Origin of the sequence: Butyrivibrio sp. VCB2001, assembly GCF_000423965.1 — a bacterium.
In the GTDB taxonomy this organism is placed as follows: Bacteria; Bacillota; Clostridia; order Lachnospirales; family Lachnospiraceae; genus Butyrivibrio.
Genome location: NZ_AUIZ01000019.1, coordinates 47,771 through 60,890, shown reverse-complemented (window position 1 = coordinate 60,890; position 13,120 = coordinate 47,771). Strand labels below are relative to the sequence as shown.

Annotated in this window: 12 protein-coding genes; 10 read left to right on the top strand and 2 right to left on the bottom strand. The window is 44.0% G+C overall.

The features are described from left to right. Positions 1-27 precede the first annotated feature (27 nt). Both G589_RS0114845 and G589_RS0114840 read left to right on the top strand, forming a co-directional pair. Positions 28-720: an iron-sulfur cluster assembly scaffold protein gene (locus G589_RS0114845; RefSeq protein ID WP_022773289.1), complete on the top strand. Its 693-nt coding sequence runs from the start codon at positions 28-30 to the stop codon at positions 718-720. Between the two features lie 22 nt (positions 721-742). Continuing rightward, positions 743-1,762, top strand: coding sequence for a GGGtGRT protein (locus G589_RS0114840; protein WP_026522670.1), 1,020 nt, complete (start codon positions 743-745; stop codon positions 1,760-1,762). A 134-nt stretch (positions 1,763-1,896) separates the two neighbouring features. Here G589_RS0114840 and G589_RS0114835 read toward each other — a convergent pair whose 3' ends face one another. Continuing rightward, the gene (locus tag G589_RS0114835; protein ID WP_026522669.1) at positions 1,897-3,354 is read right to left on the bottom strand and encodes a GGDEF domain-containing protein; all 1,458 of its coding nucleotides are present in this window, start codon (positions 3,352-3,354) and stop codon (positions 1,897-1,899) included. 172 nt (positions 3,355-3,526) lie between these two features. Here G589_RS0114835 and G589_RS0114830 point away from each other — a divergent pair, with 172 nt between their 5' ends. Genes G589_RS0114830 through G589_RS20150 form a run of 3 tightly spaced genes read left to right on the top strand, consistent with a single transcriptional unit; the run spans position 3,527 to position 5,789 of the window. Next, positions 3,527-3,970 carry an NfeD family protein gene (locus G589_RS0114830; RefSeq protein ID WP_022769068.1) on the top strand — a complete coding sequence of 148 codons (444 nt, stop codon included), beginning with the start codon at positions 3,527-3,529 and terminating at the stop codon, positions 3,968-3,970. Beyond that, positions 3,970-4,887 carry an SPFH domain-containing protein gene (locus G589_RS0114825; protein WP_026522668.1) on the top strand — a complete coding sequence of 306 codons (918 nt, stop codon included), beginning with the start codon at positions 3,970-3,972 and terminating at the stop codon, positions 4,885-4,887. Before G589_RS0114830 ends, G589_RS0114825 begins: the two co-directional genes overlap by 1 nt. Then, positions 4,887-5,789 (top strand): metallophosphoesterase family protein, encoded by a 903-nt coding sequence (locus G589_RS20150; protein ID WP_051192418.1) that lies wholly within the window; start codon positions 4,887-4,889, stop codon positions 5,787-5,789. The genes G589_RS0114825 and G589_RS20150 overlap by 1 nt, the downstream gene beginning before the upstream one ends. A gap of 22 nt (positions 5,790-5,811) precedes the next feature. Here G589_RS20150 and G589_RS0114815 read toward each other — a convergent pair whose 3' ends face one another. Continuing rightward, positions 5,812-6,210 carry a hypothetical protein gene (locus tag G589_RS0114815; RefSeq protein WP_026522667.1) on the bottom strand — a complete coding sequence of 133 codons (399 nt, stop codon included), beginning with the start codon at positions 6,208-6,210 and terminating at the stop codon, positions 5,812-5,814. Between the two features lie 225 nt (positions 6,211-6,435). Here G589_RS0114815 and G589_RS0114810 point away from each other — a divergent pair, with 225 nt between their 5' ends. The 5 genes from G589_RS0114810 to G589_RS0114790 all read left to right on the top strand — a co-directional run bounded on the left by G589_RS0114810 (position 6,436) and on the right by G589_RS0114790 (position 13,105). Beyond that, on the top strand, positions 6,436-7,758 hold the full coding sequence (locus tag G589_RS0114810; RefSeq protein ID WP_026522666.1) for an MATE family efflux transporter: 1,323 nt from the start codon (positions 6,436-6,438) through the stop codon (positions 7,756-7,758). A gap of 123 nt (positions 7,759-7,881) precedes the next feature. Beyond that, positions 7,882-8,166 carry a co-chaperone GroES gene (locus tag G589_RS0114805; RefSeq protein ID WP_022766927.1) on the top strand — a complete coding sequence of 95 codons (285 nt, stop codon included), beginning with the start codon at positions 7,882-7,884 and terminating at the stop codon, positions 8,164-8,166. A gap of 39 nt (positions 8,167-8,205) precedes the next feature. Then, positions 8,206-9,831: a chaperonin GroEL gene (gene groL / locus G589_RS0114800; RefSeq protein WP_026522665.1), complete on the top strand. Its 1,626-nt coding sequence runs from the start codon at positions 8,206-8,208 to the stop codon at positions 9,829-9,831. Positions 9,832-10,193: 362 nt separating this feature from the next. Then, positions 10,194-11,498, top strand: coding sequence for a GGDEF domain-containing protein (locus G589_RS0114795; protein WP_026522664.1), 1,305 nt, complete (start codon positions 10,194-10,196; stop codon positions 11,496-11,498). A 158-nt stretch (positions 11,499-11,656) separates the two neighbouring features. Then, the gene (locus G589_RS0114790) at positions 11,657-13,105 is read left to right on the top strand and encodes an aminotransferase class I/II-fold pyridoxal phosphate-dependent enzyme (RefSeq protein ID WP_022770910.1); all 1,449 of its coding nucleotides are present in this window, start codon (positions 11,657-11,659) and stop codon (positions 13,103-13,105) included. Positions 13,106-13,120 lie beyond the last annotated feature (15 nt).

Below are 13,120 nucleotides of genomic sequence, written 5' to 3'. Positions count from 1 at the left end.
CTTTACAATACGAAAGGAGATTTTCACATGATTTACTCAACAGAGGTAAAAAACATGTGCCCTGTAACACAAGGGGTACACCATGGCGCAGCTCCCATTCCGGAAGAGGCAAAGTGGGTTAAGTCAAAAGAAATAAAGGACATTTCAGGCTATACACATGGTATTGGCTGGTGTGCTCCACAGCAGGGTTGCTGCAAGCTTTCCTTAAATGTTAAGGATGGAATCATTCAGGAGGCTCTTGTTGAGACTATCGGATGTTCCGGAATGACACATTCAGCAGCTATGGCTTCTGAGATTCTTCCCGGACTTACAGTTCTCGAAGCTCTTAACACAGACCTTGTTTGTGATGCTATCAACACAGCTATGAGAGAGCTCTTCCTTCAGATCGTTTACGGAAGAACACAGTCTGCATTCTCTGAGGACGGACTTCAGATCGGTGCAGGTCTTGAGGATCTTGGTAAGGGTAACCGTTCAATGGTTGGTACAACTTACGGAACACTTGAGAAGGGACCTCGTTACCTCGAGCTTACAGACGGATATATCACAGATATCGCTCTTGATGAGAACGATGAGATTATCGGATACAAGTATGTTAACTTTGGTAAGATGATGGACTTCATCAAGGCCGGTGATGATGCTAACACAGCTCTTGAGAAGGCTAAGGGACAGTACGGACGTGTTGCTGATGCAGTAAGATGCATCGATCCCAGACATGAATAATAGGTAAGGAGGAATAATAATAATGGCTTTATTTGAATCATATGAAAGAAGAGAGCCCCAGATCCTGGCTTGCCTTAAGGAGTATGGGATTTCTTCCATCGAAGAATGTAAAGATATTACAATGGCAGCTGGCATTGACGTGTACAGCCTCATCGAGGGCATTCAGCCTATCTGCTTTGAGAACGCAAAGTGGGCTTACACAGTAGGTGCAGCTATCGCAATCAAGAAGAACTGCCGCAAGGCTGCTGATGCAGCTGCAGCAATCGGTATCGGACTTCAGGCTTTCTGTATTCCCGGATCAGTTGCTGACCGCCGTAAGGTAGGTCTTGGACATGGTAACCTTGGTAAGATGCTTCTTGAAGAGGATACAGAGTGCTTCGCATTCCTTGCCGGTCACGAGTCATTCGCAGCAGCTGAGGGTGCTATCGGTATCGCAGAGAAGGCTAACAAGGTTCGTCAGAAACCTCTTAGAGTTATCCTTAACGGTCTTGGAAAAGACGCTGCTCAGATCATTTCACGTATCAACGGCTTCACATATGTAGAGACAGAGTATGACTACTACACAGGTGAGGTTAAGGAAGTATTCAGAAAGTGCTACTCAAAGGATGCAAATTCACCTCGTGCAAAGGTTAACTGCTACGGCGCTAACGATGTACAGGAAGGTGTTGCTATCATGTGGAAGGAGAACGTTGACGTATCTATCACAGGTAACTCAACCAATCCTACAAGATTCCAGCATCCTGTTGCAGGTACATACAAGAAGGAGCGTACTGAGGCTGGTAAGAAGTACTTCTCAGTTGCTTCAGGCGGTGGTACAGGACGTACACTTCACCCTGATAACATGGCTGCAGGCCCAGCTTCTTATGGTATGACAGATACTATGGGACGTATGCACTCAGATGCTCAGTTCGCAGGTTCTTCATCAGTTCCTGCTCACGTTGAGATGATGGGTCTTATCGGCGCTGGTAACAACCCTATGGTTGGTATGACTGTTTCAACAGCTGTATCTATCGAAGAGGCTGCTAAGGCTGGTAAGTTCTGACCATGATTACTTGACGAGGTATTGTCGAGTCTAGTTAGCATGGTCGTTCGGGCGAGCAACTTGTTGCGAGAGCCGAACTTCCTTGTGAATCTGGTATTATTCAAAAACCGCTCCGGTTATCGGAGCGGTTTTTTTCATCTTCTCTTATCAGGATATTTCTCGTAGAACTTATCCTTGTCTTTATACATTTCCTCATCGGCATATCTCATGGCGAGCCTTAGCTGTCCGTCTGATTCGTCGTGATAGTAGCCTATTGCAAAGTAGAGCCATTCGGGATCAGATGCCCGCTCCCTAAGGATCCTGATCTTTTCTTCAAACTGTGGCTTGCTGTCAAAGGAGATGATAGTAAACTCATCACCACCTGCTCTGTAGATCTTATCGTCAGGGAATATCTCTTTTAACACATCAGCTGCATATACAAGGAGCTTATCACCCTGATCATGTCCGCCGTTATCATTAATGCTCTTAAGACCGTTGAGGTCACAGAAGGCAACATTGAAGGGCTGAGGGAAGATCTCAAGTTTGATCGCCAGCTCATCTACATTGACGTTCATGCAGTTACGGTTAAATACGCCGGTGAGCATATCGACGTTACTGAGATACTCAAGTCTCTCAAGGAAGGTGTGGTTTGCAACCTCCGCAGTCAGGAAGAAGGATACAAGCTCAATGGTCTGTTTGATCCTCTCCATATTCGATACATCAAAGTTTGTGATATAGAGATAACCTGTGATCACACCGTTGTGGGTGAGAGGGAAGAGGCAAAGGCTCTTAACATCGTTCTCCCTAAGGGTCTTAACCCAAGGCTCAGCAAGCTTTTCGTAATGAGCCATATCAGCTTCGTCTTTGATTATTATGCTGTCGGTCTCTCTGCAGAGCTTTTCCCAGCTATCAACTATTTCATACGGGAAATGTGTGAAGATGTCTTTTATGCAGATCTCGTCATTTCTGACAGATTCACTTATAACATCAAATTTCTGCTGATCACTAAGGACTGTAAGAATTGCTGCAGCATAGGAATCAGTATATTCACGAAGATCTTTAATAACAGTATTTATGCTGTCTGAGAAGTCATTTTCGTTACGAAGCTCAAGACAGGACTTGATGACGAAGCTGGAAATGTCAGGAGAAACAGAAGCAAACTTGCCTGTATCCATCTCTCTGTTCAAGGTGTACATGAACTGACAGTACTTAACGTCAGGCTCCTCCTCGTCTTCACAGCCGGGAGCAACAACAGGGAAGAGGATATCTTCGGTCCAGTAGCCGTACATCTTGGTGGTATCAACATAGGTATGGATATGCTTACCATTCCAGGCTGCGTCAAATACTATGGCCTCAAACTTGGGCTCTTTCGGAATATGAGCGGTGTAGAGCTGACCCTCGATATGTTTATCAAATTCCTCATAGCTGACAGATGAGCCACCTTCCATTTTTGAAAAGAGGTCGTAGGAGCTCTTTTTAAAGATCTCGTTGATGGCAAAAAACCTTATTTCACCGCAGGTTCCGTCGGGATTCTTTCTTACGGACATGACGGTTGCCGGCATTGTGAATGTGTTTAAGCTGCTTTTGAAGATATTGTACATCTGACTTGACATTTTGGCCTCCATACAAACGGCATGACGTTAATAATTGTACTATTATATATTATCATAAAATGCGTGGAAAGATTAGATTACAGGACAATATTTTTGTGAAAAGACTATTAACAATAAGCTACTTCCGCCAAAGGGCAAAGTGAAGTATAATCTACTAAAAGGAGGAGAGTGTATGGATGTCTCATTACCGATTATCTGGTTGATCATCACAGTTGTAATGTCAGTAATCGAACTTATGACCATGGGACTTGTTACCATCTGGTTTGCAGCAGGGGCAGTGATAGCTCTTTTGCTGGCTCTTATCGGAGCACCTCTTTGGCTTCAGGTGGCAGCTTTTCTTGTGGTATCAGTGGTAGTTCTGGTTCTCGTAAGACCTATTGCAGCAGCACATTTTAACAACAGGCTTAAGAAGACCAATATAGATGCTATCATCGGCAGAAAACTCATTGCCAAGACCGACATTGACAATCTTCATGGCACAGGTAAAGTAGATATGGACGGCTCAACCTGGATGGCAGCTTCAAGCGTTGACAATATCACAATAAAGGCAGGAGAAGAGGTCAGGGTTGTAGAAGTCAGAGGAGCAAAACTTATTGTTGAAAGGGAGGGCTTATAATGACAGCCGCAATAATTGCAATTTTCGTTGTACTCGTAATCATTTTATTAGCTACCAATATCAAGATCGTACCACAGGCTCATTCCTACGTAGTTGAGGAGCTTGGTGCATACAAGGAGACCTGGGACGTTGGTCTTCACTTCAAGATTCCTTTTATCGACAGAGTAGCAAGACAGGTGGACTTAAAGGAACAGTACTGTGACTTCCCACCTCAGCCCGTTATCACACAGGATAACGTTACAATGCAGATCGACTCAATCGTATTCTTCAGAATTTCCGATCCAAAGGCTTATGCATACGGCGTAAGAAATCCTATCGGAGCTATTGAGAACCTTACAGCTACAACACTTCGTAACGTAATCGGTTCACTTACACTTGATGAAACTCTTACTTCAAGAGATCAGATCAATGCCCAGATGCAGGATGCACTTGATATCGCAACCGATCCCTGGGGAATCAAGATCACAAGAGTAGAGCTCAAGAACATCAATCCTCCTGAGCAGATCAGAGATGCCATGGAGAAGCAGATGAAGGCTGAGCGTGAAAAGAGAGAAAAGATCCTCTTTGCAGAAGGTGAGAAGCAGTCACAGATCACTGTTGCAGAAGGTGAGAAGCAGAGTAAGATCCTTCAGGCTGAGGCTGACAAGCAGGCTACGATCCTTAGAGCTGAGGCTGAGAGAGAGAAGAGAATCCGTGAGGCTGAAGGTCAGGCTGAGGCTATCAAGAGCATTCAGAAGGCTAACGCTGAAGGTATCACAATGCTGAAAGAGGCTGGAGCTGATGAGTCAGTTCTTACACTTAAGAGCCTTGAGGCCTTTGAGAAGGCCTCAAACGGACAGGCAACCAAGATCATTGTTCCTTCAAATATCCAGGGCATTGCAGGCCTTGCAGAATCAATAAAAGAGATAGTTAAGTAATGGCAAATGATTTCGCGGTATTTAGTGACATACACGGCAATCATACAGCTTTTCAGGCATGTATAGATTATGCCATGGGCAAGGGAATAACCAATTTTGTCCTTTTGGGTGACTTTGTCACTGACTGCCCGTACCCCCAGAAGACCATGGAACTGATATATGTGCTGAAGCAGTACTTTAACACATATATTATCCGTGGAAATCGGGAGGAATATCTTTTAAATTATAAGAATACCGGAGCCGGAAACTGGAGAAAAGGCTCTGCCAGTGGTTCTCTTCTTTATACCTATGAGAATCTTACGGGCAAGGACTTTGATTTCTTTGAGTCTCTCCCCAACTATGGGATGTATCAGGTGAAGGGAATGCCCGGATTTGAATTCTGCCACGGCTCACCTACCAATACCAGTGAGCTTTTGTTCAGGGAAAAGAGAAATACCAAGAAGGTACTTTCTCACCTAAAGTCGGGAGTTCTTCTGCACGGGCACAACCATATTCAGGGCACCTACGTGTACAGAGGAAAAAAGGCCGTCAATCCCGGATCCATAGGTATACCGTGGTACTACGGAGGAAAGACTCAGTTTTGCATTCTCCACGGTAATGGTAAGGCCTGGGAAGAGGAGTATATTCAGCTGGACTACAACAGGAAAGAGATCCTCAGGGAGTTTAAGGAATCGGGACTTAGGGAGATAGCCCCCGCATGGGCAGCTGTTACCATGCACACCATCAGGACAGGCGTGGACCTTAACCAGACGGTTCTGTTAAGAGCCATGAGGCTCTGTGAACAGGAGAGGGGAACAGTAAAATGGCCCAATATTCCTGAGAAATACTGGGCTATAGCTCTTAAAGAAAACAATATCGATCTTAAGGGTAAGGAAATACCCAAAAAAGAAGAGGAGACTTAAAGGTCTCCTCTTTATGTTTGCATTAAATTGTTGTGTCTACATTTGTTCCGGCTGCTGCTTCAGAAGCAGTTGTCTGTGCCTTGCTCTCTTCATTTTTTAGTTTAGCAAGAAGCTCTGACTTAGTGTAGGTTCCTGAGTTTTTGATAGATGAAAAATGGCTGTCCAGGAAGTTTGACTTGGAAGCCGAACTCTTTTTTGAACTTGCTGTTGTTGTAGCATTAGAAGAGTCAGCAGCTGTAGTGGTGGAACCTGTCTCCTGATAAGCCTTCAGTGCAGATTTGTTTCCGACTTTTTTTACATATGACTTCATAAGAGAGCCATAAGCGCCGCTCTTTATCTGATTATAATCGCCATAAAGGCTGCTCATGCTGCTGTTGAGATCAAACTTGCCGTTTAAACTTGAAAAGAAGTTTGTGCTCACTTTAATCACCTCCTTGAGTAAGTGTCTGCCAATCCGGCAAACGCCGCGCCGTCCATGGCGGGGCAAAGCATACAATTACTTATGATTATTATGCAGCAGGCCCTTTGTAAATGCAATTTACCTGATATTAAAAAAATATAAATTTATTGTAATATCGATTTATTCGATAAATCCTTTTATTGGTGGTATAGTTAATAGGCTATTAAAGAATTAGGTGGATTTTAAATGACAGAAGGTTCTATTACAAAGAAGCTGATAAGCTTTGCAATACCGCTGTTCTTTGGGCAACTTTTGCAGCAGCTCTACAATGTTGTTGACTCGGTTGTTGTGGGACAGTTCGTTGGAAAAGAGGCTCTTGCTGCTGTAAGCACGACAGGAAGCCTTATATTTCTTATGGTCGGATTTATCAACGGCCTCTTTATGGGTAGCAGTGTAATAATAGGAAAGAGCTATGGGGCAAGGGACTATGACAAGGTCTCTGTGGCTGTACATACAGGCATTAAATTTGCAGTTCTGATGGGAATTACACTTACGGCTGTGGGCTTTTTCTTTACACCGGTGATCCTTGGATGGATGGGGACTCCTTCTGACGTTTTACCAAGCTCAACACTGTATTTCAAGATATATTTCCTCGGCGGACTCGGAAATGTTATGTACAATGCCTGCTGCGGCGTTTTTCAGGCGGTGGGTGATTCGAAAAGACCTCTGTATTATCTGATGGTCAGCACGATCGTCAATACTTTACTTGATATTTTATTTGTAAGATTTTTGAGCTTTGGGATCGGCGGAGCAGCAGCTGCTACGGTTATTGCTCAGTTTATAAGCGCAGGTCTTGCTTTTTCAAAGCTTACGCGCGTGGATGGACCTCACAGGATAACCATATCCAAGCTTGTTATAGATCCTCAGATCATTAAAAAGGAACTGGCTCTGGGCTTTCCAACAGGAATTCAGAACAGTGTTATCGCTATCGGCAATGTTGTCGTACAGTCTAACATCAACGCTTTTGGGGCAGATGCAATGGCAGGGTGTGGAAGTTACTTCAAGCTCGAGGGATTTGTCTTTTTACCGATTGTATGTATGACTATGGCACTGACCACGTTTGTTAGTCAGAATCTCGGAGCGGGATTGTATGAGAGAGTTACCAAAGGCTCCAAGATAGGCGCCTTTATCAGCGCAGGCGCTGCAGAGATCATAGGTGTTATAACATTTGTCCTTGCACCTGTGCTTCTTAGAATGTTCTCACAGGATCCGGAGGTACTTGCTATCGGAGCTATGCAGGCAAGGACCGAGAGCCTTTTCTATTTCCTGCTTGCAACAAGCCATGCTCTGGCGGGAGTTTACAGAGGAGCAGGCAAGACTACCGTTCCCATGATCGTAATGCTCTCAAGCTGGTGCCTTTTGAGAATAACCTATATCACCATCACAGTAAGACTCATACCTGTGATCAATGTCATCTTCTGGGCTTATCCGCTTACCTGGTGTACCAGTACAATCATATTCATCATCTACTATTTCAGGGCAAACTGGATGAGACAAGAAAAATCATAAATATACTTGAATGACATGATAAAAGGTGCTAATATATGTTCTTGGAGGTTAGCACTCAATAGACCAGAGTGCTAACAAATAAAAAAGTAAATTCATAAGATTACATAAAGGAGGCGTTTTGTAATGAAGTTAGTACCACTTGCAGACAGAGTTGTATTAAAGCAGCTTGAGGCAGAAGAGACTACAAAGTCAGGAATCGTTCTTCCCGGCGCTGAGAAAGAGAAGCCACAGCAGGCTGAGGTTATAGCAGTAGGACCCGGCGGAGTTGTTGATGGTAAGGAAGTTAAGATGGAAGTTAAGAAGGGTGACAATGTCATCTATTCTAAGTACTCAGGAACAGAAGTTAAGCTTGATGATGTAACATACATCATTGTTAAGCAGAATGATATTCTTGCAATCATTAAGTAATTTTGCGAAGTAAGAAAAAGAAAATCGGAGGCAATAAAAATGGCAAAGACAATTAAGTACGGCGCTGACGCCCGCACAGCTATGGTAGAAGGCGTTAATAAGCTTGCTGATACAGTCAGAGTAACACTTGGACCAAAAGGAAGAAACGTAGTTCTTGATAAGTCATACGGTGCACCTACAATCACAAACGATGGTGTTACTATTGCAAAAGAGATCGAGCTCGAGGATTCTTACGAGAACATGGGAGCTCAGCTTGTAAAGGAAGTTGCTACAAAGACAAACGATGTAGCAGGTGACGGTACAACAACAGCTACAGTTCTTGCACAGGCTATGATCAATGAGGGTGTTAAGAACCTGGCTGCAGGTGCTAACCCAATCGTTCTCAGAAAAGGTATGAAGAAGGCTACTGACGCAGCAGTAGAGGCTATCGGCAAGATGGCAACCAAGGTTAAGGGCAAAGAGCAGATCATGAGAGTAGCTGCTGTTTCATCAGGAGATGATGAAGTAGGACAGATGATCGCTGATGCAATGGAGAAGGTTTCTAACGATGGTGTTATCACAATCGAAGAGTCCAAGACAATGCAGACAGAGCTTGACCTTGTAGAAGGAATGCAGTTCGACAGAGGATACATTTCAGCATACATGGCAACAGATATGGATAAGATGGAAGCTACTTTAGAGGATCCATACATCCTTATCACAGACAAGAAGATCTCTAACATCCAGGATATCCTTCCTCTTCTTGAGCAGATCGTTAAGACAGGAAGTAAGCTCCTTATCATCGCTGAGGATGTTGATGGTGAGGCTCTTACAACACTTATCGTTAACAAGCTCCGTGGTACATTCAATGTAGTAGCTGTTAAGGCTCCCGGATACGGCGACAGAAGAAAGGCTATGCTTGAGGATATCGCTATTCTTACAGGCGGTAAGGTTATTTCTTCAGATCTTGGTCTTGAGCTCAAGGATACAACAATGGATGACCTTGGAAGAGCTAAGAGCATCAAGGTTGAGAAGGAGAAGACAACAATCGTTGACGGTCTTGGAGCTAAGAAAGAGATCCAGGCAAGAGTAGCTCAGATCAAGAAGCAGATCGAGGATACAACATCAGACTTCGACAGAGAGAAGCTTCAGGAGAGACTTGCTAAGCTCGCAGGCGGTGTTGCAGTTATCAGAGTTGGTGCTGCTACAGAGACAGAGATGAAGGAAGCTAAATACAGAATGGAAGACGCTCTCAACGCTACAAGAGCAGCTGTTGAAGAGGGTATCATCTTCGGTGGTGGATCAGCATACATCCACGCTTCCAAGGAAGTTGCAAAGCTTGCTGACAAGCTCGAGGGAGATGAGAAGACAGGAGCTAAGGTTGTTCTTAAGGCTCTTGAGGCACCTCTTTTCCACATCGCAGCTAATGCCGGTCTCGACGGATCAGTTATCGTTAACAAGGTAAAAGAGTCTAAGGCCGGAATCGGATTTAACGCATACTCAGAGCAGTACGTAGACATGGTTAAGGACGGAATCATCGATCCTGCCAAGGTTACACGTTCAGCTCTTCAGAACGCTACATCAGTAGCTTCAAGCTTCCTTACAACTGAGGCAGCTGTAGCTACAATCAAGGAGCCGGTTCCTCCTATGCCAGCTGGCGGCGCAGGAATGGGTATGGGGATGTAACGTATAACGAGTCAAGCATCCTACAAGAATATGAATAAGGACCACGTTAGTGGTTTCAAAATAAGAGAGACAGTCCTTCAAGCTTGCTTGATAAGGGCTGTCTCTCTTATTTTGAAAGAATCGCCGGGGCGATTGTTGTTCATATTCGCAGGAGGATATTTGGCGACAAGCGATGACAACGAAATTGCAACGCAATTTCGTTGTATGATCTGATTCAACACAGTAGAGGGAAACACCCCAAAATGTAAAAAAAATGCTTCAAAAATTTGCTACTTATTTTTCGCCTAATTTGTTTTTCCTTGCAGTATAATATAAAAGGGTAAAAGACAGCTCTTATTGAGCTAAATTGGCGGGGGATAAGCATGATAAACAAAGCAATTGAGGACTACACTAAGGAAGACCTGTTAAGCATCCTTGACGAGACAGTCGATGCGATCGTAATTGTCGATTCAAAGCTTAACACCTACAGAAGCATCATAAGAAAAGGGGTATTTGCTGAGCTTCTTGGTGAAACAGGTGTCTATGAGGATCTGATTCAAAAGATCTGGTTCCATCTTGATAATTCCAATGAAGAAATAAACGATGATTACAAGGCGTTCATCTCATATTACCGGGAGTTTAGGGGTAAATACAGCAGAAGAGCCAAGGTATTTGTAGATGGGGACGATACCCCTCACCATATTCAGATGAATGTTTATCCAATAGATGGCACAGGGCAGTATATATTTGCCATGGATGAACTCAATGATGGGGAAAATGTCGAGGAACATGCTACATCAAGCAAGGTAAACACTATACAGAGCACCTATCTGTTCTCAATGTATGTGGATCTTATAAGGGATACCACCAGCAGTATCAGTGTTACCGAGATATCTGAAGATACTGTTAATGCCACCATCAAGTACTCCCAGTGGAGACTTATGACTGTAAATATGATATGGCCTGAGGATCAGCAGCAGTTCATGACTATTACAGATCCAGAGTATCTTAAGGCCAATCTGAGTACCGGTCGAACAACCTCATTTGACTGCAAGATGAAGAATCTTGAAGGTGTGTTCATCTGGGTTAAGCTTGTTTTCATTAAAGCCGAGACATCTGATGATGAGTTCAGATTTGTCTTCATGGTTCAGGACATCAACGAGAATGTAAAAGAGCTGATGACCACTATGAAGAAATATGAGAGCCTTGCTCTTAAGGATCCTTTGACAGGACTCTTTAACAGGGGCGGTATAGAAACAGAGATCAGAAATGCCATTGAGCTCTTTAAAAATGGCGGTTCCGATGTAGCACTACTGATGCTGGATCTTGACTTCTTCAAACAGGTAAATGACACATATGGTCATTCTGCAGGTGATACAGCACTTAAAGACTTTGCTAAGATTCTTGAAAGCGCTGTGGAGTGTAAGAGCGCTTCTGTCGGAAGATGGGGCGGTGAAGAATTTATTATCATTCTTCGCAACATGTCCGGAAATGAAGCTTATAAGTTTGCCGAGGAACTGAGAAGGCGCGTAGAGGAAACTCATTTTGGCGAAGTAGGAAAGCTTACCTGTTCAATAGGACTTAGCCGTGTAGAGCCTGAGGACACCTTTGATGATGTTTTTAAGCGAATTGACAGAGCTATGTATTCATCCAAGGATTCCGGAAGAAATAAAGTAACTGAAGAATAATACAAAAAGGAATAATTGTTTAAAACGCTTTAATTTAAAACAATTATATAGTATGATTAAGTGCGGTCAAATTAGATATAACAAGGGGTAGCATGAGAGAAATCTCATGCCACTCCTTTTCGCGTGTTTACAAGAGCGAATGGTTGGAGGAAGTTTAGTTGGATTTAGAACAGCAGAGAAGAGCCCCTATATATGAAGCACTGGAGCGTTTCAGGAAGCAGAGAGTAGTTCCCTTTGACGTGCCGGGGCATAAGAGGGGAAGAGGAAATGCCGAGCTGGTGAGGTTTTTGGGAGAGAGATGCGTAGGCATTGATGTAAATTCCATGAAACCGCTTGATAATCTGTGCCACCCGGTTTCGGTTATAAAAGAAGCAGAAGAGCTCATGGCTGATGCCTTTGGTGCAGCCCATGCTTTTATGATGGTAAACGGAACAACAAGTGCCGTGCAGGCAATGGTTCTTTCCCATGTGAAGATGGGAGAGAAGATCATCATGCCCAGAAATGTGCATAAGAGTGCGATCAATGCCCTTATTTTGTGCGGAGCTGTTCCTGTATATATTGACCCCAAGGTTGATGTGAACTTAGGGATTCCTCTGGGAATGGAGATAGCTGACGTTGAGAGGGCGGTAAAAGAGAACCCCGATGCCAAAGCTATCCTTATCAACAATCCTTCCTACTACGGAATCTGTTCGGACCTTAAGGCAATCGTTGATCTTGCTCACAGACATGGCATGAAAGCCCTGGTGGATGAGGCCCATGGCACTCACCTTTACTTTGGACCGGGACTTCCTCTAAACGGTATGGCTGCAGGAGCGGATATGGCTGCCATCAGTATGCACAAGTCAGGAGGAAGTCTGACTCAGAGTTCCATCCTTTTATGCGGACCAGATGCAAATGTTGGCTACATCAGCAGGATCGTTAACCTTACTCAGACCACATCTGCAAGCTATCTTCTTCTGGGAAGCCTTGATATATCAAGAAGAAACCTTGCCCTTAACGGACATGACAGCTTCGAGAAGGTTACCAAGATGGCGCAGTATGCAAGGGAAGAGATCAATGATATAGGCGGCTACTATGCATACGGCAACGAGCTGAAAAATGGCGGAAGCATCTTTGATTTCGACGAGACCAAGCTTGTTGTAAACACCAGGAAAATAGGACTTACAGGAATCGAGGTCTATGACCTCTTAAGAGATGAGTATGATATCCAGATGGAGTTTGGAGATCTCTCAAATGTTATGGCCTACATCTCAATCGGAGACAGGATCCAGGATATCGAGAGACTTGCCGGGGCTTTGGCTGATATCAGAAGACTATACAGTAAGCCTGAGCAGCAGTTCTTCTCAGCAGAATATGTCACACCTATCGTTAAGGCTACTCCGCAGGAAGCTTTCTATGCAGAAAAAGAGTCACTGCCTATAGATCAGTGTGTTGGCAGAATAAGCGCAGAATCGGTTATGTGCTATCCACCGGGAATCCCGATTTTATCACCCGGAGAGATGATAACCGAGGAAATCCTTGAATATATAAAGACTGCCATGGAGAAGGGATGCTCCATGCAGGGACCGGAGAGTGAGGATATCTCCGAGCTTTTTGTACTAAAGTAATAAGGGAGAATGACT